We start from the raw sequence: 19,704 nt of genomic DNA on the forward strand, positions 1-19,704 counted from the left end.
AGGCCCCCTAGAGGACCACCTCCTCCACCTTAAGCCGCTCCCTCAGGGGCAGACCCTCCTGGTCCTCCCCGAGCCTGTCCGGGTGGAGGAAGTAGACCTGGCCGTACCCCCGGCTGACGTGCCCGCCCAGGCCGTCCAGCTCCAGAAGCTCCAGGGCCCGGAGGAGGTACTTCCCGAAGTACTGCTCGTCCAGCTCGTCCAGCACCCGGTAGGTCATCTCCACCAGGAAGTGGGCCCCGGCGGGGACCCTTTCCGTGGTGCGGGGGTTGGCGTTCCCCCCCAGGCGGGGGATGAAGACCTCCTGCTTGATCTCGGTGTAGAGGCCGCCCCGGGCCGTGGCCCGCTCCAACCCCCGCTTGGACTCCTCGGTGAGGTAGGCGTCCCGCACGAGAAGCCGGGTGGGGCCCCGCTCCCGGGCCACCTTTAGGGAGGCCTCGTCGTTCTCCGGGGCGAGGCCGAAGATGCGGGCCACGGGGTCTTGGGGGTCGGGGGAGGCGTAGACGTGCTTCTCCTTGGCCTTCAGGATGTAGTCCCCCCCAAGGCTCCACTCCAGGAGGTAGCGGAGCTTCCCCTTGAGGCTGGAGCCCGGGATGTAGGGCTCGTCGGTGAGGGGGTTGCGGACCACGGGGTTGTCCAGGTCGCCGATGGCCATCTGGTCCCGGCTCATGCCGATCCTGAGGCCCGTCTTGGCCAGGAGCACCGAGCGGATGCGGATCAGCTTCCTAAGCCTCATCTCCGTCCTCCCGCTTCTCCAAAGGCGTAGAAGTAGGCCAGCACCGCCTCCACGTACTTCATCATGGCTTCAAAGTCCTTGGGGCTCCGCTTGCCCGCCTCGAGGGCCTCCTCCATGAAGGCCACAAACTCCTTCGCGTCCTTTAAGGGGCCCTGGGGGCGGGTGTTGTAGAAGAGCTTGGCCTTGAGGAGCTCCAGCTGGGGCACGAGCCGGGCGAAGGCCAGACCCTCATCTTCCTTGCGCTCCCGCTCAAAGCGGTTCTCCAGGGCCCTGAGCTCGGCGAAGTAGTTGCGGAACTGGCTGGACTTGAGCTTGCCCCTGGCGAGCCCCTCCGCCACCTCCCGCGCCCGCTCGAAGACCCTGGGGTCCAGGACCCCCCGCTCCCTGTCCTTGAAAAACTCCAAAACCGGCATTCACGCCCTCCTTTCCCGGTAAAGCGCCCACTGGACCCAGACCGGGAGGTAGGTCCAGGCCGGGTCCTGGTGGTCAAGAAGCCTCAGGTACCTTTTCCACGCCCCCTCGTCCCGCTCCCGCACGCGCCTCAGGGCGTAGGCCAGAAGGGGCTTGTAGCCCACCTTCTCCCCCGGGTCTTCCAGGAGGAAGAACCTGCGCCAGAGGAAGAGCCAGCGGTAGGCCTGAGCCCGGGAGACCTTCCCCTGGCGCAGGTCCTGGACGAGGCCCTCGGCCCAGCCCCTAAGCGCGGCCAGGCCCTCCCAGGGCACGGCCAGGCCGAAGAGGGAAAGCCTGCCCCGTCCCGCCTCCTTGGCCTTCTTCTCCGCTTCCCCCAGGACTCGAGCCAGCTCCGGCACGGGCAGGCTTGGCCCCGAAAGGACGAAGCCCCCGGAGAGGGTGAGGGCCTCGTGGCCGGTGAAGAGGCGGTAGAGCCTTTCCAGGTCCAGGGCGAAGTCCAAGAGCGCGTCCCACGGACCGATGAGGAAAAGGTCGTCGCCCCCGGAGTAGACGCTGTAGAGGAGAGGGTAGCGGCCCTGCTTCCTCTGGGCCTCGAGGTCATCCCACCCGAGCCTCGTCCGGTAGCGCTCGGGGGTCTCTATGAGGGAAAGGACCTCGGTGGAGAAGAAGACCTCCAGGGTGCGGGAGAGGGCGGCCATGCGGCTCGGGGTGGCGAGGTCCCGCCCTCCCTGCCGGTACCCCGTGGCGAAGGCCTCCCCCATGCGGTCGGCGTCCAGCAGGAGGGCCCCCAGGTAGGGGGCCCCCTCCGAGAGGGCGGCGAGCTCGGCGAAGGTGAGCACCTTCCCGGGGTGGGCCTCCTCCTCCTCCTCCAAAAGCCCCTCCTCCCCCGCCCAGGCCCGGTAGTCCTCCAGGACCCACCCCTTGGCCCGCAGGGCGTGCTCCACCAGGGGCAGGTGGCCCAGGAGGGGCTTGGCCTCGGAGGGGGTCTCCCAGGGAGAAAAATGGAGCCGGGCCCGGTAGAGAGCATAAAGGGGCCCACCCGGGGCCCGTGTGAAGTATGCACACCGGCTCAAACCACCCGCACCTCCCGAAGCTCCGGCAAAGGCCCCAGCCCCAGGACCTCCACCCGGCCCGCCACGGGGTAGATGCGCAGGGCGTCCTGGCTTAGGTCCAGGAGCCTGCGGGCCCTCCGGCGCAGGTCTTCCAGCAGGTCCTCGTCCAGGTAGCACTCAAACACGGAGAGCTGGACCCGCTCCCCGTAGCTTTTCAGGAGATTAGCCAGCTTCACGCGGCGGGTGTCGTCCGGGATGTCGTACACCACGGCGTAAAGGCGCTTTCCCATGGGAAGAGCTTAGCGAAGGGACCAGGGGCTTGGCAATCCCCTTACGGGGCTAAGTGGTTTGCAACCTGGTTACCGGGGTGTCACCCGGTGGGACCCGCTCGAGTCGCAATCCCCTTACGGGGCTAAGTGGTTTGCAACCGGGATAGGCCCACCATCATCTTCGCGGCCGGCGTTGAGCAGTCGCAATCCCCTTACGGGGCTAAGTGGTTTGCAACTTCCCCATTTGGGGGGCCGCGGCGGTCATTCATGCGATGTCGCAATCCCCTTACGGGGCTAAGTGGTTTGCAACTGGAAAGTCTTTGAGGAAACAGGAGAAAAGTTGGAGGTCGCAATCCCCTTACGGGGCTAAGTGGTTTGCAACTTCCAATCCATCTCTAGGCTGGTTCGGGCGCATCGTCCAGAGTCGCAATCCCCTTACGGGGCTAAGTGGTTTGCAACAGGAACGGGGGCATAATTGCCCCTGGGGACCTCCCCGCGTCGCAATCCCCTTACGGGGCTAAGTGGTTTGCAACACGGGGAGGTGGGGGAAGCTCTGGCGGCCCGGATAGACCTGGTCGCAATCCCCTTACGGGGCTAAGTGGTTTGCAACGCCCCCTCTTCTGGGTCATATGGATGGGGCGGTTTGAGTGGCGGTCGCAATCCCCTTACGGGGCTAAGTGGTTTGCAACTCTACCCCCCTGAGAACTCCGTCCTGGACGGTGCCCTCAGAGGGGGGGTTTGTGAGAAAGATGAAGTCTGGAATATGCATGGGGCGAATAACGGGGGTTTTTGGGGGTTTCTGCCGTCCAGAACTCACAGCAAAAGGGGTGATGAGAAGGAGAAAACGCATACTGCCCATCCCCAAGGGAAGAACTGGCTTTCAAGGTCCCCACCTGGAGGCCCAGGTCAGGGGAAGTATAGCACACACAGCAACCTTGGAGCGGGTCAAAGTTTATAGGAAGAACGCCGTCCAGGAGATAGCTATGCTTTTCAAAGCTCAAGGAATGGCTTTTGCGCCGCAATTTTGCGCACAGGTATAGCGTGGCCTATCGCCAGAGGTAGAAGGGCGTGTACTCCCCCCTCCCCAGAAGGGCCGCCCTCGGGCCCCGGGCCTGGACCTACTGGCCCTCCTCCGGCGCAGGGTCTTGGGGAAGCGCCCTGGCCCGCCCGTAGCCCAGGGCGGTCTTGGCCCCCACGCCGCCAAAAAAGGCGAAGCGGCCCAGGGCGGAAAGCCAGAAGGGCCTCCTCCTCCGTGGCCCGGGGAAGGTGGTAGACCACCCGCCCCACGAAGCCCACGGTGTCCACCTCGGTCTCCGCCCTCTCCGTGCGCCCGGAGAGGAAGCGCACCGTGGTCCTCTCCAGAAGGGCCTCCCGCACCCCCTCGGGAGCCCGCAGGGGGCCGAAGGCCTCCAGGCGCCGGAGGAGGCTTTCCAGCACCAGCCTGGGCTCAGGGACCGGGTAGTGGACGCCCTTCCTGCGGAAGAAGGTGGGGGCGTAGAAGCGCAAGGGAAGGTCGCGGCTCACCGGCCCCTGGAAGAGGCGGGGGTAGGTGCTGACCCCGGCCCAGGGGTGCCCCTCCTGGAGCACGGCCCGCACCCGGAAGGGCCTCCCCAGGCGCACTTCCTTCCCCTCCAGGGCGAAAAGCCTGGGGGCGAGGCGGGCGTAGAGGTCCTCCCGGAGGAGGCTCACCCGGGCCCAGTAGGCCCCCTCCCTGCCCCCGAACCCCAGGGCGAAGGGGTTTTCCCCCTGGTCGTGCACCTCGGGGGCCACCTCCTGGAGGAGGGCGTAAAAGAAGCCCCTGAGGCCCAGGGGCTCCGGAGGAGCCTCCCCCTCCAGGAGGAGCACCAGGGCGGCCAGGACCATCAGAACCCCAGGGGGACGGGGTCCAGGGAAACCTCCCGGACCCCGGAGCGGGCCTCGAGGTCCCGGAGGAGGCGCCCGGCCAGGCCATGCATCTGGCCCACCTCCTTCCCCGTGGGCACCCGGAACCCGTGGACGAGAAGGGCCTCGTTCCTGGCCTTCAGGACCCCCGCGAGGCCCTGGAGTTCGGCCAGGGGGAAGCCCCCCACCAAGGGGTCCCCCTGCGCCCGGAGGAAGGCCAGGAGGTCCAGAAGGCCCAGCTTAGCCCCCACCCGGGCCTCCCCGGGGGAAAGGCGGAGGATGCGGGCCAGCTCCTCCCGGGTGGCGGCCTCCTCCTCCGGGGAAAGGCCCGGGGCCTCGGCCCTGCGCCCCAGAAGGACAAGCCTCTCCTGCAAAAGGAGTTCCAGGGCCCGGTAGGCGTAGAGGGCGGCGAGGACCGGCTGGGCCTCCCCCGCCTCCTGGGAGAGGCGGAGGAGGGTCTGGGCCAGGCCGTAGACCCCCTCCTTTTCCCCGAAGTCCCGCTCTTTAAGGAAGCGCTCCATCTTTTCCAGGAGGGCCACCTGGGCCTCGAGGGCCCTCCTCTGCCCGTTCAGGGGGTGGGTGAGCCAAACGTTCTCCGAAAGCCTACCGAGAAGCGCCCTCCCCTGCCTCACCGCCTGGGAAGCGTCCAGGGCGCGCCAGGCGTGGTACATATCGGCCAGCATCTTGTAGAGGACGTACCTCTGGTCCCCGGTCCTCCCCACCATCCCGTGGAAGTAGCCCGCCGCCCTCCCGAACTCCCCCTTCCCGTAGAGCTCCTTGGCGAAGAGGGCGTCCACCTCCGCCAGGGCCTCGTGGGGGTTGGGGAGGACCACCAGCCTCTCCGTGCCCGCCCGGGGGCGGCGGAGCTCGGGGTCGTAGTCCTCGTTGTCCACGTAGACCACCCGCACCTGGGGGAAGAAGCGCTGGAAGAAGAAGCCCGCCGCCGCGAGCCCCGCGCTCATGGCCTTGGTGCCGCTGGTGAGGTCCAGGGCCACGGGGACGTCCGGGTACCTCTCCAGAAGCCGCTTCACCTCCCGGTAGATGGCGGCCACGTCGCTCTTGCCGATCTCTATGGGATACAGGTCCTTCCCCGTGTCCTCCCGCAGGCGGGAGAGGAGGCGGGCGGTCTCCGCGGTGTGGAGGACGTACACCTGCTCCGCCCCCGCTCCCAGGACGGCCAGGGCCGTGGCCTCGGGGCTCGTGCCCAGGGTGTGGACGGACACGGCGAAGGCCTGGCGGGTGGGGTAGACGCTGGGCTCCCGCCGCCACCGGGCGAGGAGGGCGGGCCAGACCATCTCCTGGTAGAGGGCCTGGGGGTTGCCCCCGGCCCTCACCGCCTCCTTGTAGCGAAGCCAGAGGTCCTCCAAAGGTTCACCGGCGCCATTCAAGGGGTTCTCGCCCATGGGAAGAGTATAACCGCAGGGGCCTCGAGGGAGGGGTCGCGATCCCCTCACGGGGCTACGTGGTTTGCAACTTTCAAGGAAGGCCCATTCCCGTGGTGTCAAGCGCCCCGGAGCGGGGGCGGGGCCATCCTCTCCCGGAGGGCCTCCCCCAGCCCGGTCAGCCCGTTTTCGGCCACCCGCCGCGCGTGGCGCCGGGCCATCCCCGGGCAGGCCGCCCACACCTCCCGATCCAGACCCCCGGCTCGCCGGGCACGAGCCGGACCGCTAAGGTCCGGGCCCGACTCCGGCCTTACCCTGGGTTCCGAGTGAAACTGGAGAAGCCGGGGAGGTAAAATGCCCCCCAGGTCCGGCCCTCACACGGAGAGCCCGAGCCGGCCGGGAAGAACTTAGAGCCCGCGCAGGGAGGGTCAAGGGGCGGCCGTATCCAGGCCCGGCTGCCCCTGGAGGAGGGAGTATGGAAAAGCCTCTACGAATCTTGCACACGGCGGACTGGCACCTGGGCAAGACCCTCAAGGGCAGGGACCGCACCCCGGAGGTGGCGGAGGCCCTGGAGAAAGTGGCCGAGCTGGCCAGGAAGGAGCGGGTGGACCTGGTCCTGGCGGCGGGGGACCTTCTGGACCACCCCCAGCCCTCGGCGGAGGCCGAGGGGATCCTGGTGGAGTTCCTACTCCGCTTGCGGAAGGAGCGGATCCACTGCTTCCTGGTGGCGGGAAACCACGACTCCCCCGAACGGTTTGAGCGGCTCTACCGCCCCCTCCTGGAGCCCGAGGTGGAGGTCCGGGGGCGGCTGGCCCTGGCGGACGAGGGGGGCCTGGTGGAGTTCCGGGGCCTCCGCTTCGGCCTGGTGCCCTTCGTCCCGGAGCGGCTTCTCGCGAAGACCCTGGAGGCGGCCCCCGAGGAGCGGCGCATGGCCTACGGGGAGCGCATGGGCCGCCTCCTGAGCCACTACCAGGCGGACATCCTCCTGGGTCACATGACCGTGTCCGGAAGCCGGCCGGGGGGCGGGGAGTACGCCCTCTACCTGGCGGACCACTACGCCGTGCCCACGGGGCTCCTCCCCCCCGCCCGCTACATCGCCCTGGGGCACATCCATCGGATGCAAGCGGTGGCGGACAACGCCCACTATCCCGGTAGCCTGATTGCCCTGGACTTCGGAGCGGAGGAGGCGGAGCGAGGGGTGCTCCTGGTGGAGGTGCCCCCGGAGCGCCACCGGCCCGTGCGGGTGCACCCGGTGGTGGAGCGGTGGGGCAGGCCCCTCCGGACCTTCCGCTTCTCCGCCCGGGAGGCCCAAGCCCGCCAGGAAGAGGTCCGGCGGTTCGGGGGGTGGGCCAGGGTAATCCTGGAGGGGCCGGTGGAGCCCAGTCTGCGGGACGTCTTCCTGGCCATGGATCAAGTCCTGGAGGTGTCCGTAACGGGGTCCCGGGACGCCACGAACGGAGCGGAGGAGGTGCCCGGGACCCTCGAGGAGGCCTACGCGCTGTATCTGGAGGAGAAGGGAGAGAAGAGGGAGGAACGCATCCGAGCGTTCCAAGAGTTGCGCCAGGAGGTGCGGCATGCGTCCCCTGAGGATTGAGCTGGAAGGCTTCGGCCCCTACCTCAAACGGCAGGAGATCCCCCTGGACGGCGTGGACCTCTTCGTCGTCACGGGCCCCACCGGAAGCGGTAAGAGCACCCTGCTGGAGGCCATGACCTTCGCCCTCTTCGGGGCCGTCCCCCGGCTGGGCAAACGGGGCCTGGAGGAGACCCTCCACCCGGAGGCCTCCCGGGCCTGGGTCGCCCTCACCTTCCACCTGGAAGGGAAGGTGTACAGGGTGGAGAGGGAGCTCCCGCGAAAAGGAGCGGGGGAGGCCTCCCTGGCGGAGTTGAGGGAAGGCAGGCCCCACCCCCTCGCCTCCAGGGGAATGCGGGAGGTGCAAACAGTTGAAAAATAGCGAACGCTAAGCTATACTACCTTTTAGATGGACCCACTTCTCTTTACAGCACAACAGATCCAGGAGCGTTACGGTCTGCACCGTAACACCCTGTACAAGTGGGAGAAGCAGGGTCTTCTGCACCCCGTCCGCACCCCCGGCGGTCGTAGAAGGTACCGCCGGGAGGAGATCGAGCGGCTTCTCTCCCTCGGACTGGAGACTCCCCAGGCGAAGCCGAAGCCCACCACCGTCCACAAGATACGCTTCGCGTGACCTACGCCCGGGTGAGCACCAAAAAGCAGGAAGCTTTTCTCAGAAACCAGATCGCTCGGCTGGAAGCCTTTGCCAGGGAGCGGGGTTGGGAATACGAGGTCATCGCCGAAGTCGCCAGCGGGGTCAACGAGAACAGGCGGGGCCTCGTCAAGCTCCTGAACCGGGCCAAGAACGGGGAGCTGGAGCGGGTGGTGGTGGAGTACGAGGACCGCCTAGCCCGGTTCGGCCTGGGCTACATCCGCCGCTTCCTGGAGGCCTTTGGCGTGGAGCTGGTGGTCCTGAACGGGAAGGAGAGTCAGGAGGCGCACGAGGAGCTGGCCCAGGACCTGGTGGCCATCGTTTCCAGCTTCGCGGCGCGGATTTACGGGAAGCGGGGCTCGCGCTCTGGGAGGAAGAGGGATGCCCAAGCGGGGAAGGCGGAAGGGTGAGTTTCAGGGAGCCCAGGCCCTCCTGGTCTTCCTTTCTGGAGAAGACCAAAAGTCCACCCTGGACCTCATGCGCCGCTTCTCCGCCGCCGCGCGCTACGCCTACAACCGCCTTCTGGAGGGAAAGGACCGGGAGGAACTCAAACGACAGGACGGCCCCCTCTGTGTCTTCTTCCGCCTCAACACCCGCCACGCGGACGACGCTATCTTGAAGGCCGGGGCCATCCTGGACTCCACCAGGGAGAGAGGAGAAGACCCCCGCAAAGTCGTCTTCGGGGGAAGGAAGCTCTTTGAGCAACTGAAGCGGAAGCACCTCTCCGGTAAGCCCCTGAAGAGAATCAAGCAAGAGTGGCGGGAAAGGCGTCAGGGCCTTCTCTACTCCCGGGGAGACAGGACCAAGGGGGGCAACCTCAACCTGAGGCTCCTCGTCAAGGACGGGAGCTTGTGGCTGCGGATCAACCTGGGGGACGGGAGCCACGCCCACGCCCTGGTGAAGACGGGCCACCCGAACCTTAACGCCCTCCTCCAGAGGGTGTACGCCTCGCTTCCCTACAACGTGGAGCTCACCCTCAAGGGGGGCAAGGTCTACGCCACCTTCACCTGGGAGGAGGAGCCCGCGCCCCTCGTGGCCACGAAGGAGAACGGCGTCCTCGCCCTGGACGTGAACTCGGACCCTTACCATCTCGCCTTGGCCCTCGTCTCCCCTGACGGGAACCTGAGGCGCCACCTCACCCTCTCCCTGGAGGAGGTGGACCGGGCAGAGAACAGGGGGGCGAAGGAACTGGTCCTGTGGAAGGTGGCCCACCAGGTGGTCTCCCTGGCCGAGGAGCACGGGGTGGCCATCGCCACCGAGCGCCTGAAGCACCTCCCTAAGGGAAGGAGAGGGGACGGCTCTGGAAGAGCTTTCCGCAAGAAGCAACACTGTTTCGCCTACGCTTCCCTTCTCCGGAAGGTCCACTCCCTGGCCAGGAAGAGGGGCGTTCAGGTGGTGGAGGTGAACCCCCAGGACACCTCCACGATAGGGATGCTCAAGTACGCCCCGCAACTCCATCTCTCCAAGGACGTGGCCGCCGCCCTTGTCATCGGTAGGCGTGCCTTGGGATTCCAGGAGAGGCTTCCTAAGGGCTACCAGCGGCTTCTCCAGGACGAGAGCTTCAGGAGCCACGCCCAGGACTTCTACACCTCCAGGGTCGGGGAACTCGGGGCCAGGCACGGGGCTGAGCGCAACCCCTACCTCAAGAGGAGGCTTTCTCGTGAGCTGAGAAAGGCCCGTACTTTTCTCTCCTTGCTTTCAAGCCTTCAGGGCTCACCGGGGAGCCAAGAGGGGGCAACCGAGGGAAGGAACCCCGTTGGCGCTAATCCTTGGAGAGTCCTGAAGGCAGGCCTCTTCCTTCCCCTCCTCGGGCAAGAGGTACCGAGAGATCTCTCTCCCCTCAAGCCCATCCTCTTCGGGGGATCGTGGGAGGGGTGGAAGGGAAGCCAAGGTCCTCATCCTGGTGGAGGGCCGGAGTGCACTAATGTGCACTTTGGTTGACCAGGCCTGAGCGAGGATGTCTCTTGCCAAACCCACCCTGGGTGCGGGAGGGAACGAGGCCCGGCTCGCGGAGGGGGGAACCCTCGAGGCCTTTCCCCGGAAGGGGGGCGGCCACCAGAGCTTGGTGCCTGCCGTCCTCCGCAGTCACAGGCCCGGGGCACCCCCTTGGCCTCCCCCCTCCGACCCCAGGCGTAGGTAGGGGGAAGGGTCGGGGAATACCCGCTCTCAGCAAGGTGTTTCCCTGGCGGGAAAGTAGCGGCCAGCCTTTCCTCCACGAAGACGGCCATCTCCGGGGTGAACTTCCTGGGGGCTCCCGGGGGTTTGCGGTAGGCAAGGCCCTGGAGGCCCTGATCCAGGAAGCGCCTGAGGACGGGGTAGACCGTGGTGCGGTCCTTGTGGAAGTGCCGGGCGATCCTTGAGGCGGTCCAGTCCTCGGCTACCAGGCGGACCATTTCGAGCCCACCATTGTGGACGCCGCGTAAGTCCAGCCCAAACTCACAGAGGCAGGTACAGGATGGCGTTCTCTAGCTCCCCGGGCCGCGCGGTAGCCAGGAGGAGCTCCAGGTCCTCTAGGATCCGGCCCACGCCAACCCCCCGGCGCAAGAGGATAAGTCCCGGCATAGGCTTGCCCCCCTCTATGCGCCGCACGGCCTCGGCGCTCAGGGTAGCGTGGTCCCTGGACACCAGCACCCGCCCTTCCCGGGCGGCCCACTCCAGGACTTCAGCGTCTGATTTCCCCCCAAGGCCCACATCCACCACCCGCACCGCGTCTAGCCCGGGGTAGCGCCGTTTCAGGCCCAGGAAGAGGGCTTTTTCCACGTTCTCGTCCAGAAGGAGCTTCACGCCCTACCCAGCCGAGCTAGAAGGGCCTTAGGAAGGTGGGCCCTGGCCCGCTCCTCCGCCTCCCGGGCCTCCCTCTTTACCCTCTCCCGGTAGACGGCCACCTCCTCCGGGTGGCGCAGGGCCCAGGCCAGGATGGCGTACACGTCCGCGAGGTTCAGGCTGGGGTAGGCCAAGACCATCTCCTCGGGGGAGAGGCCCCCCTCGTAGGCCTCTAGAAGGTCTTCTAGGTAGACCCGGGTGCCCTCTACCCGGAGGCCTCCGGCTTCCTCCGCCACCAGGGGGATCCGCTCGGTCAGAACCATGCGCCTCTCAGTATACTCGGGGGCAGTCTACGCCAATAAGCCTGGTCGCCCTTGTCGCATCGCTACGTGAGGCCCTTAGGAACAAGAAAGCTGGTACCCCTAGACAATCTTACCCCAGCGACCTGAAGGATGAGGAATGGGCCATCTTGGAGCCTTTGCTGGGGATGGACCCTTCCCTCTGGCCCCGGGTGCGGAAGCTCTTTGTGGACTGGGAGTACCGGGGCCTGGAGGGGCTGGCCTCCTCCCTGGGGCTGGAGCTGGAGGTGGAGCGGGGGCTCTCCAGCAAAACCCCCGGGTGAGCCAGGCCTGGGTGTACTTGGGCATGCTACGCCCGTCCGTGAAGCGGCTGGTCAGGGCCGCATAGCTTCCGTGGATGGCTTTTACGACAGCCTCTTGAGTTATACTTGAGAAAGGAGGTTGTACTATGGCCTACCTGGTAGGCCCCAAGGGGCAGGTGGTCATCGCCAAGGAGATCCGGGAGCGCCTGGGAATCGGCCCGGGCTGGCGGGTGGTTCAGCGCCTGGTGGGGGACCACGTGGAGCTCTACTTCCTCCCCCCGCCCCACAAGGCCTCCCTCAAGGGCCTCCTCCGGGACCGGATCCGCACCGCCGTTCCCGAAGACGCCTGGGCGGAGGCAAGGGAGAGGGCCTGGAGGGCCGTCTGGGAGGAGTCGTAAGAGCTCTTGTGGACACCAGCCTCCTGGTGCGCTACCTCACCGGGGACCCACCGGAGTTGGCGGAGAAGGCCGCCCAGGTCTTGGACGGGGAGGAGCCCCTGGGTCTCACCGAGGTGGCCCTGGTGGAAACGGCCTACGTGCTGGAGTCGGTCTACGGGGTTCCCCGGAAGGACGTGGTGGACGCCCTCCTGGCCCTCCTCCAGAAGGAGAACCTCAAAGCGGTGGGCGGGGACAAGGACCTGTGGGCCCGCGCCCTTTTCCTTTGCCGTCCGTCCCGAAGGATCTCCTTCGGAGACGCCCTGATCTGGGCGGCGGCCCTGGCCTCCGGGGTGAGGCGGGTGTACACCCTAGACGGGCGCTTTCCCAGAGAAGAGATTGAAGTGGGGCCCTAGGAAAGCTGGCTAAAGGTTAAAATCGTACCGAGATTGGAAAGGCCAGGCCCCTCCTCCCCCTTCTCGCCGCCCTCCTGGCGGCCTGCGGCCACCTGACCCTCCCCGGCCTCACGCCCAAGCCCTTCGCGGGCTCCCTGGGCGTCCAGCCCCTCCAGACCGTGGCCCCCGGGGGCCAGGTCCAGGTCCCGGTGCGGGTCACCTTCAACGACCCCAAGGTGGACTCCGTGGCCCTCACCGTGCGCCTGGCCGACCCCTGCGCCAAGGGCACCTCCACCTGCCCGGGCTGGGACGCGAGCCGCTACCCCGGGGTCACGCACCCTGCGGATAACCTCACCCTGACCCCCGCCAGCCCCACCGCCACCCTCACCTTCCAGGTGGACACAGGAGCCCCGCCCCAGGGGCCCTTCAAGTACGAGCTCGTCCTCTCCGGGCGGGACGCCTCGGGGAGGGCGGTGGAGGAGGTGGTGCCCTTCTACCTGAAGGTCCTGAACCCTGGCGAGCGCTCGGGGATGGAGGCCTGGAACTTCTGGCGGGACTACATGGGCCTCCCCCGGGTGAAGGAGGACCCCGAGTGGAGCTTCCGGGCTTGGCTCCACAGCCGCTACATCGCCATGAACTATCCCAACTACTTCCCAGGAGTTTTCACCTCGTATGCATTTCCGATGAGGAACGGACCTCCTGACCGGCCCCCTTGCCAGAAGGCCGGTCAGTAAGGTATCCGTGCGAGGTGTCCAATCCCGCATCCACCAGTCTAACCCACTTCACCCAGGCCTACATCTCCGGCCTTCTCCTCAGCCAAAGGAAAACCCCCCACGCCATGTGGGAAGAAGGCCTCCTCCCCTTCACCCCAAGCCGCGCCAGCCCCCTCCCCCCACACCGGCCCCCAAATCCAGGGCCTGGGCCAGGTCTACCACACGGGCCGCAAGGCCCCCGTCTGGGGCCACCTCTTCCTCTCCCTCACCCTGGTCTACCCTCACGGGGACCCCTACCCCCTGGCCCTCAAGCCCTTCCCCACCCCCGGCATGGGGACGCCCCTCTACCCCCAGAAGACCCCCTCCGAGGCCCTGCTGGATGAGGTCTTTGACCTCCTGGCCCTGGAGCCCGGCCTGAACCTCAAGGCGGTGGTGGCCGACGCCCAGTTCAGCGGAGGACTTACCCTGAGGTCCCTCCTCCGGGCTGGGGTTCCCTTCGTGGGCCGGATGCGGAGCCGGGTGAAGGTCCGGCCCCTGGACCCGGAGGCGGGGGAGGTCCTTCCGGTGGGGGAGCTTCTCCTGGCCTACCCTCCCGGGAGGGCCCGCTACTACCGGCGCTTTGGGGCCTACGCCAAGCGGGTGCGGGTGGAGTGGCCCCAGGTGGGGCCGGTGGACCTGGTGCTGGTCTGGGTGGGGCGTGGGGCTGGGTGGCGGGGCTTTGCCCTGGTCTCCACCCTGGCGGGGGGTGTGCAGGAGGTGCTGGGGGCGTGGTTTTGCCGTTGGAAGGCGGAGGTGGTGCATAGGCTTTACAAGCAGAACCTGGGGCAGGGGAGGAGCCAGGCGCGTTCCTTTGCGGCGCAGCTCATGCACGCGGAGCTGGTGGTACGGGCCTTTCACGCCATGAGGGAGGTGCGGCTGGCCTTTCCGGGGATGGCGTGGCGCCACGCGCGGAGGGTAGCTGGGGAGAGGCTACTGACCGAGATAAAAGCCACCTCGCCCCCAAGGAGGAAGCTCGGGAAGGGGGGTGAGAGGTAGGGTGAAAACTCCTGTTCAATGAATCTCCAAACGGGGCCTGGTGTGCGTTCTATAAGCTCTGCGAAGCGCTCCATTTCCTCTAGGGCGCTCTCGAGCTCCTCTGGTTCCAGACGGCCTTCGTAACGGTCGTGAAAGATAAGGCCCAGGGCCACCACCTTGCCTCGCTCTTTGGCGCTGAGCTCCTTAAACCGCTTAAGAACCCCCTCCTGAACCCTCACCTGTACCGGTTCGCTGGCCTCTCCCGGCCCTAGGGGCTCCTGGCCCAGCCGCCGGGCCCGCTCCTCCCGGGGGATCCGCTGCAGGTGCCTACCACGTGGCATAGTTCCAGTATACTTGGGTGGCAGAGTTCTGCCAATAAGGCCTAGGCTGTATATAATCCGCTATCACCCCCACCTCAAATAGGCCTTCCGCTACCCCGCCGCCCTTGTGAAAGCCATCGCTAGGCCGCATGGACCTCATCCTGGACATGCTTGGCAGAGCTCTGCCAGCTGTGACAGGAAGGGGGGGTGGGAAAAGGGCATCTCCGCTGCGTCAGAGACGCACTTGGCAGGGGTCTGCCATTTTTCTACCTACCCTCTCAGAGCCGCCAGAGGGCCTCGAGAGGGAGGGCGTGGAGGTCCTTGGCGAAGGGCACGGTCTCCCGCCCCAGGTAGAGGACCACGCCCCGGTGGAAGCGGGGGCCCAGGGCCTGGGCCAGGGACCTTAGGCCCCGCAGGTCCTCCGGGCGGAGGCTCCCCCGGGCTTTGACCTCCACCCCCACCACCCTTCCCCCCGGTCCCTCCAGCACCAGGTCCACCTCCTCCCCGGAGTGGCTCCGGTAGTGGAAGACCCCCACCGGGACCCCGGCGTAGCCCGCCTGCTTCACCACCTCCATGGCCACGAAGGCCTCCAGGTACTTCCCCAGGAGGGTGGGGTCCCCCTCGAGGCGCGCCCCGTCAAGCCCCGCGGCGTGGAGGGCGAGGCCCGGGTCCGTGGGCAGGACCTTGGGGCTTTTGGCCAGCCGCTTGCCCAGGTTGGCCTGCCAGGGGGGCAGGGTCCGCACCAGGTAGAGGGCCTCCAGCAGGGCGAAGTAGCGCTTGAGGGTGGTGGCGGGGAGGCCTAAGGTGCGGGAAAGCTCGGCCCAGTTGAGGAGCTGGGCGGGCCTCGAGGCCAGGAGGGCGTAGAGCCTGGGCAGCTCGGCGAGCCGCTCCACCTGGCTCAGCTCCCGCACCTCGCGGGCCAGGACCGCAGCCAGGTAGTCGCGGAACCAGGCGCCGCGCCTTTCGGGGGAAAGGAGGACCGCCTCGGGATAGCCTCCCCGGAGGAGCCGCTCCAGGGGCAAAACCCCCTCCCCCTGCACGGGCGGCACCTCCTCGGCGAAGAGGGCGGGCAGGAACCCCTCCTTCCGGCCCTCCATCTCCCCCTGGGAGAGGGGCCAGAGGGTGAAGAGGGCCATGCGGCCCACCAGGTACTCGGCGGTCCTGGGCAGGGCGAGGACGTTGGCGGAGCCCGTGAGGAGGAAGCGCCCGGGGCGCCGCTCCCGGTCCACCAAGGCCTTCAGGGGGAGGAAGAGGCCCGGGGCCCGCTGCACCTCGTCCAGGACCACCCGGCCCCGGAGGCCCGAAAGGAACCCCTGGGGGTCCAGCTGGGCGGCGGAGAGGAAGGTCAGGTCGTCCAGGGTGAGGTAGCGGTCCAAGCGTCCTTCCGCCACCAGGGCCTGGGCTAGGGTGGACTTCCCCACCTGCCTCCCCCCGAGGAGGAGGACCACGGGGCGGTCCTCGAGGGCCTGCTTGACGGAGTCGGCCAGGTGCCTGGGAAACACGGCCCATTTTAGCCGAGCCTCGGTTGAAAATCAACCATGCCACGGTTGAAATTCCACCATGCCACGGAGGCCGGCCTCCCGCCTGGGTAAGGGGAGGTGATAAGGGTGAAGGCGAAACCCACCCTCATCCACGTGGCCCAGGCTCTTGCGGGCTACTGTCCCAGGCGGCTTCTTCAGGGCCTGTTGCGCGAGGCGGAAGGAGCGAAAGACCCGGGCCCCGGCGAGAACCGGGGGGAGGCCCACCACCGGGAGGTGGACCGCCTCCTCGCTCTCTACCGCGAGCGGGGATACTGGGTCAGGGCCCGGGTGAGCGTGGCCTTCCTGGAAACCCCTCTCCTCCTCACGGCCGAGCTGGACCTGGTGGTGGCGGACGGGGGAAGAGCGGCGGTGGTGGAGGTGAAAACGGGGGGGCTTCGCCTAGAGCACTTCTTCCAGGCTCTCCTGGGAGCCACCGCCTGGGCCCGGTTGGAGAGCCGGGTGGGCCTTAAGCGGAAAACCTTCGCCGTCCTCTGGCACCCAGACCTGGGCTTTCCCCTTTACCTGAAGGCCCCCGACCCCGAACTCCTGTTGGCCCGGGCCGGGGAAGCCCTGGAGGCCCTCCTCGCCGCGAGGCCCAGGGTGGGCCCGGGGTGCGGGGGCTGCCCCCTGGCCCGGGAGGGGAGTTGCCCAGAGGGCCGGGCCTACCTTGGGGGTGGGGCGTGAGCTCCCTTGACCCCTTGGGCCTCGGCGCCCCCTGGGGCCTCCCCTCGGGGGTCCACTTCTTCGCCCTCTCCCAGGTCCTCGCGGTCCTCCGGGGGGCGTGCCCCGCCCGGGTCTTGGAGGAGGCCCGCCGGGCCAAGAAGGGGCCCCGCTCCCGGACCTCCCCCCAGGGCAAGGGGGACTCCCTCCGGTCCCAGGCCCTAAAGGCGGTCCTCGCCCGGTTCCCCGGGGACTACCGCCTGCGCTTTAGGGCCCGGCTGGAGCTCTACTTCCCCCAGGCCGTGGTTCGGGCCCAGCTGGACGGGCTCCTCCTGGGCCGGGGCGAGGCGGTGGGGCTCAAGTGGGCGGGAACGGCGAACCTCAAGAGGGACGCCCTCGAGGCCCTGGGGTTTGGCCTCCACAGCTTCGCCCAGAGGAACGGCCTCCGCTCCCTCCTTCTCCTGGTCACGCCTCACCGTGCCCTTCCCCACTCCCTGGCCCCCGTGGGTAGCCCCGCCTACCGGCGGACGGGGAAAGCCCTTGGGCGGGCGGTGGAAGCCCTACGCCAAGGCGCCCCGGTGGCCGGCCGGGGGTGCGGGGGCTGCCCCCTCCGCCACGGGTGTCCTGCTCGGGCCATCCGCTAGGCGGGGAGGCTGGGGCGGGGGTGAAACCGGTTCCCTGCCCCAGTCCATCCCCATGCGAAACCCTTCGCTCAAAAGCGAGTCCAGTGTGCGTCACGTTTGGTAAGCTCCCAGTGGGAGAAGCAGGGGATCTTCCACCCCATTCGCACCCCGGAGGGTGGGAAAAAGGCTGGGTCTTTCGCTTGCGGTTCCGGTGCCCGTTCAGGCCCGGTTAAGGGGGAGTCCATTATCTTGCCGGTCCATCCCCACGTGCGTGGGGACTACGATTTCCCAAAGCCCACGCACGCCCCACCCCTCGGTCCATCCCCACGTGCGTGGGGACTACTCCTCCAGCAGCATCTCGACGATGCGCCCCGCGGTCCATCCCCACGTGCGTGGGGACCACGCTCAGCCCGCTGGATGGCCCCACGCAGGGCGAGCGGTCCATCCCCACGTGCGTGGGGACTACCGTGGAGCCCCCTAGGGGCCGCGCGGCCTTCGCGGTCCATCCCCACGTGCGTGGGGACTACGCTTGAAGACCTCGTCGGAGGTCTCGGGGTCGTCCGGTCCATCCCCACGTGCGTGGGGACTACGAGATGCGCAAGTGGATAGCGGTAAGCGAATACGGTCCATCCCCACGTGCGTGGGGACTACATGGCCCGCACGATCTGCCGGGCCAAGGTACTCGGTCCATCCCCACGTGCGTGGGGACTACTTCTACCACCTTCTTCTCCGCTCCGATCTTCTCGGTCCATCCCCACGTGCGTGGGGACTACGCGAACCTGAAGGCTAGCGCTTACAACGTCCTCGGTCCATCCCCACGTGCGTGGGGACTACGCGTGGGCCCAGGCCTACGGGGAGGATGACGGCGGTCCATCCCCACGTGCGTGGGGACTACGGTTGCCTTTCTGCTAGCCACATCCTGTTCGGAGGTCCATCCCCACGTGCGTGGGGACTACCTCTTCACCTACCTCTACGCCACCCCCGAGGTCGGTCCATCCCCACGTGCGTGGGGACTACCGTAGGCCAGCTGCCAGAAGAGGTAGCCCGCCGCCGGTCCATCCCCACGTGCGTGGGGACTACTCTACCAACTGGCCGCTGCGGGGTTCACCCAACTGGTCCATCCCCACGTGCGTGGGGACTACGAACGGCTTTGATCACGTTGTCCAAGTCCCTCCGGTCCATCCCCACGTGCGTGGGGACTACAAGTTCCCACAGTGGATGCGGTCCTCCATCTAGGTCCATCCCCACGTGCGTGGGGACTACTTGCTCATGGGCCGCCCCTCGCCGATGCCGACGGTCCATCCCCACGTGCGTGGGGACTACGCCCTGCGGGGGGCGGGCTTTCCTCTCAACGACGGTCCATCCCCACGTGCGTGGGGACTACGCACTCCCCACAGGGCTGCGGTTCTCCAGGACCGGTCCATCCCCACGTGCGTGGGGACTACGCCTAACGGGGTACTCCGCAAAGTCCAGTACCCCGGTCCATCCCCACGTGCGTGGGGACTACTAGTAGGTGGTGACATTCCCCTCCTCTTCTACCGGTCCATCCCCACGTGCGTGGGGACTACGCCGGCGCGGCCCGCCCCGGCGGCGGTCCAGGCGGTCCATCCCCACGTGCGTGGGGACTACACTATGTCTGAGCGAGTGACTTTCACACTCCCGGTCCATCCCCACGTGCGTGGGGACTACCCAAAGCCCACTGTGGAGGCTGTGAAGACCCCGGTCCATCCCCACGTGCGTGGGGACTACCCAGTCACCAGTACAGCCCAGAACGTCTTGGACGGTCCATCCCCACGTGCGTGGGGACTACGGCAATCGCTCAGGAGCTCGGCGTAACTGAGCACCGGTCCATCCCCACGTGCGTGGGGACTACCGGTAGGTTGGAGATTCGGCCTCTTGACGGTTCGGTCCATCCCCACGTGCGTGGGGACTACTGTGGGGGAGTACATCCTCAAGCGTCTGAAGCACGGTCCATCCCCACGTGCGTGGGGACTACAGACCCTCGGGCCCCCTTCCTGGCCCACCTGCACGGTCCATCCCCACGTGCGTGGGGACTACGTAGCGAAGCCCGTCTCCATGTTCTCCAGAAGCCGGTCCATCCCCACGTGCGTGGGGACTACGTGATGCGGGACGCCGCCCGGCACGGGGACACCGGTCCATCCCCACGTGCGTGGGGACTACGCGTCTAGCGTGGCGTTATAGATGGATTCCTTCGGTCCATCCCCACGTGCGTGGGGACTACGTTTAGATTGCAAAACACGGCGGACCGCTCACAGGTCCATCCCCACGTGCGTGGGGACTACTGGTGAACGCCAAAAGAACGTACTCTGCCAGCGGTCCATCCCCACGTGCGTGGGGACTACCCCTGTTTTCGTTTGTCGAGTTCTTCTATCCTCGGTCCATCCCCACGTGCGTGGGGACTACGCTTGGTAGTCTTTGGGCGAGACCACTAGGAACGGTCCATCCCCACGTGCGTGGGGACTACGCCGCCTTTGCCGTCACACTCCGGACAAGTCTCGGTCCATCCCCACGTGCGTGGGGACTACGCTCGGATAGCGTACGCCGCCTCGCTGATGCCCGGTCCATCCCCACGTGCGTGGGGACTACATCCGGGTGGGGGGCGTGCGCGTGGAGCCCCCCGGTCCATCCCCACGTGCGTGGGGACTACGCCTTTTCCGCCTGCAGGGCCCCCGCCACCGACGGTCCATCCCCACGTGCGTGGGGACTACACATGACCAGGACGGCAAAAACGCCCGCTCACCCCCCTTTAT

19 protein-coding genes, 3 pseudogenes and 2 CRISPR repeat arrays are annotated in these 19,704 nt (G+C 67.4%); of the genes and pseudogenes, 12 read left to right on the plus strand and 10 right to left on the minus strand.

All coding sequences use genetic code 11. The annotated features are described in order from the left end of the window. Positions 1 to 7 precede the first annotated feature (7 nt). Genes csm3 through cas2 form a run of 4 tightly spaced genes read right to left on the minus strand, consistent with a single transcriptional unit; the run spans position 8 to position 2,486 of the window. A complete protein-coding gene (gene csm3 / locus ACZ5RK_RS11520; RefSeq protein WP_464910143.1) occupies positions 8 to 733 on the minus strand; it encodes a type III-A CRISPR-associated RAMP protein Csm3 in 726 nt (241 codons plus the stop codon). After that, entirely contained in the window at positions 730 to 1,146 is a 417-nt protein-coding gene (gene csm2 / locus ACZ5RK_RS11525; RefSeq protein WP_054647607.1) for a type III-A CRISPR-associated protein Csm2, read from the minus strand. The genes csm3 and csm2 overlap by 4 nt, the downstream gene beginning before the upstream one ends. Beyond that, on the minus strand, positions 1,147 to 2,217 hold the full coding sequence (gene cas10 / locus ACZ5RK_RS11530; protein ID WP_464910144.1) for a type III-A CRISPR-associated protein Cas10/Csm1: 1,071 nt from the start codon (positions 2,215 to 2,217) through the stop codon (positions 1,147 to 1,149). Beyond that, positions 2,214 to 2,486, minus strand: coding sequence for a CRISPR-associated endonuclease Cas2 (cas2, locus tag ACZ5RK_RS11535; protein ID WP_054647608.1), 273 nt, complete (start codon positions 2,484 to 2,486; stop codon positions 2,214 to 2,216). The genes cas10 and cas2 overlap by 4 nt, the downstream gene beginning before the upstream one ends. A gap of 28 nt (positions 2,487 to 2,514) precedes the next feature. Beyond that, positions 2,515 to 3,154: direct repeats of the CRISPR family, unit length 37 nt; unit sequence AGTCGCAATCCCCTTACGGGGCTAAGTGGTTTGCAAC. A gap of 51 nt (positions 3,155 to 3,205) precedes the next feature. Between cas2 and ACZ5RK_RS11540 the strand changes: the two genes are divergently transcribed. Next, positions 3,206 to 3,505, plus strand: coding sequence for a hypothetical protein (locus ACZ5RK_RS11540; RefSeq protein WP_464910145.1), 300 nt, complete (start codon positions 3,206 to 3,208; stop codon positions 3,503 to 3,505). A 78-nt stretch (positions 3,506 to 3,583) separates the two neighbouring features. Here ACZ5RK_RS11540 and cas6 read toward each other — a convergent pair. Both cas6 and ACZ5RK_RS11550 read right to left on the minus strand, forming a co-directional pair. Further along, positions 3,584 to 4,328: pseudogene (gene cas6 / locus ACZ5RK_RS11545) on the minus strand (CRISPR system precrRNA processing endoribonuclease RAMP protein Cas6). Continuing rightward, a complete protein-coding gene (locus ACZ5RK_RS11550; protein WP_464910146.1) occupies positions 4,328 to 5,749 on the minus strand; it encodes a TIGR02710 family CRISPR-associated CARF protein in 1,422 nt (473 codons plus the stop codon). Before ACZ5RK_RS11550 ends, cas6 begins: the two are co-directional and overlap by 1 nt. A gap of 454 nt (positions 5,750 to 6,203) precedes the next feature. On the opposite strand from ACZ5RK_RS11550, the gene ACZ5RK_RS11555 reads away from it, so the two are divergent. The 4 genes and pseudogenes from ACZ5RK_RS11555 (at position 6,204) to ACZ5RK_RS11570 (ending at position 9,891) form a co-directional block, all read left to right on the plus strand. After that, positions 6,204 to 7,322, plus strand: coding sequence for a metallophosphoesterase family protein (locus tag ACZ5RK_RS11555; protein ID WP_464910147.1), 1,119 nt, complete (start codon positions 6,204 to 6,206; stop codon positions 7,320 to 7,322). Continuing rightward, complete coding sequence (locus ACZ5RK_RS11560) at positions 7,303 to 7,680, plus strand: AAA family ATPase (RefSeq protein ID WP_464910148.1); 378 nt, start codon at positions 7,303 to 7,305, stop codon at positions 7,678 to 7,680. The genes ACZ5RK_RS11555 and ACZ5RK_RS11560 overlap by 20 nt, the downstream gene beginning before the upstream one ends. Positions 7,681 to 7,707: 27 nt before the next feature. Then, a pseudogene (locus ACZ5RK_RS11565) lies at positions 7,708 to 8,360 on the plus strand (IS607 family transposase). Next, a complete protein-coding gene (locus ACZ5RK_RS11570; protein WP_464910149.1) occupies positions 8,332 to 9,891 on the plus strand; it encodes an IS200/IS605 family accessory protein TnpB-related protein in 1,560 nt (519 codons plus the stop codon). Before ACZ5RK_RS11565 ends, ACZ5RK_RS11570 begins: the two are co-directional and overlap by 29 nt. A gap of 131 nt (positions 9,892 to 10,022) precedes the next feature. Here the strand turns inward: ACZ5RK_RS11570 and ACZ5RK_RS11575 are convergent. The 3 genes and pseudogenes from ACZ5RK_RS11575 to ACZ5RK_RS11585 all read right to left on the minus strand — a co-directional run. Further along, positions 10,023 to 10,343: pseudogene (locus tag ACZ5RK_RS11575) on the minus strand (helix-turn-helix domain-containing protein); the annotation flags it as partial. A 43-nt stretch (positions 10,344 to 10,386) separates the two neighbouring features. After that, a complete protein-coding gene (locus tag ACZ5RK_RS11580) occupies positions 10,387 to 10,734 on the minus strand; it encodes a DUF5615 family PIN-like protein (RefSeq protein ID WP_054647661.1) in 348 nt (115 codons plus the stop codon). Then, on the minus strand, positions 10,731 to 11,036 hold the full coding sequence (locus ACZ5RK_RS11585) for a DUF433 domain-containing protein (RefSeq protein WP_464910150.1): 306 nt from the start codon (positions 11,034 to 11,036) through the stop codon (positions 10,731 to 10,733). Before ACZ5RK_RS11585 ends, ACZ5RK_RS11580 begins: the two co-directional genes overlap by 4 nt. A 146-nt stretch (positions 11,037 to 11,182) precedes the next feature. Between ACZ5RK_RS11585 and ACZ5RK_RS11590 the strand changes: the two genes are divergently transcribed. From ACZ5RK_RS11590 to ACZ5RK_RS11610, 5 genes are all read left to right on the plus strand, one after another. After that, positions 11,183 to 11,335 carry a hypothetical protein gene (locus ACZ5RK_RS11590; RefSeq protein WP_464910151.1) on the plus strand — a complete coding sequence of 51 codons (153 nt, stop codon included), beginning with the start codon at positions 11,183 to 11,185 and terminating at the stop codon, positions 11,333 to 11,335. A gap of 125 nt (positions 11,336 to 11,460) precedes the next feature. After that, positions 11,461 to 11,712 carry an AbrB/MazE/SpoVT family DNA-binding domain-containing protein gene (locus ACZ5RK_RS11595; RefSeq protein WP_054647660.1) on the plus strand — a complete coding sequence of 84 codons (252 nt, stop codon included), beginning with the start codon at positions 11,461 to 11,463 and terminating at the stop codon, positions 11,710 to 11,712. 8 nt (positions 11,713 to 11,720) lie between these two features. Further along, positions 11,721 to 12,104 carry a PIN domain-containing protein gene (locus ACZ5RK_RS11600; protein WP_464910152.1) on the plus strand — a complete coding sequence of 128 codons (384 nt, stop codon included), beginning with the start codon at positions 11,721 to 11,723 and terminating at the stop codon, positions 12,102 to 12,104. A gap of 158 nt (positions 12,105 to 12,262) precedes the next feature. Continuing rightward, positions 12,263 to 12,817: a CAP domain-containing protein gene (locus ACZ5RK_RS11605; RefSeq protein ID WP_464910153.1), complete on the plus strand. Its 555-nt coding sequence runs from the start codon at positions 12,263 to 12,265 to the stop codon at positions 12,815 to 12,817. A 309-nt stretch (positions 12,818 to 13,126) separates the two neighbouring features. After that, positions 13,127 to 13,831, plus strand: a complete 705-nt coding sequence (locus ACZ5RK_RS11610) for a hypothetical protein (protein ID WP_464910154.1) — start codon at positions 13,127 to 13,129, stop codon at positions 13,829 to 13,831. 577 nt (positions 13,832 to 14,408) lie between these two features. Here ACZ5RK_RS11610 and ACZ5RK_RS11615 read toward each other — a convergent pair. Then, a complete protein-coding gene (locus ACZ5RK_RS11615; protein WP_464910155.1) occupies positions 14,409 to 15,632 on the minus strand; it encodes an ATP-binding protein in 1,224 nt (407 codons plus the stop codon). Between the two features lie 105 nt (positions 15,633 to 15,737). Between ACZ5RK_RS11615 and ACZ5RK_RS11620 the strand changes: the two genes are divergently transcribed. Both ACZ5RK_RS11620 and ACZ5RK_RS11625 read left to right on the plus strand, forming a co-directional pair. Next, a complete protein-coding gene (locus ACZ5RK_RS11620) occupies positions 15,738 to 16,334 on the plus strand; it encodes a PD-(D/E)XK nuclease family protein (protein ID WP_464910156.1) in 597 nt (198 codons plus the stop codon). Beyond that, positions 16,331 to 16,954, plus strand: coding sequence for a hypothetical protein (locus ACZ5RK_RS11625; RefSeq protein WP_464910157.1), 624 nt, complete (start codon positions 16,331 to 16,333; stop codon positions 16,952 to 16,954). Before ACZ5RK_RS11620 ends, ACZ5RK_RS11625 begins: the two co-directional genes overlap by 4 nt. A 232-nt stretch (positions 16,955 to 17,186) precedes the next feature. Beyond that, a CRISPR array of direct repeats spans positions 17,187 to 19,662; the repeat unit is 29 nt; unit sequence CGGTCCATCCCCACGTGCGTGGGGACTAC. Positions 19,663 to 19,704 lie beyond the last annotated feature (42 nt).

It is taken from the genome of Thermus kawarayensis JCM 12314 (genome assembly GCF_055393575.1).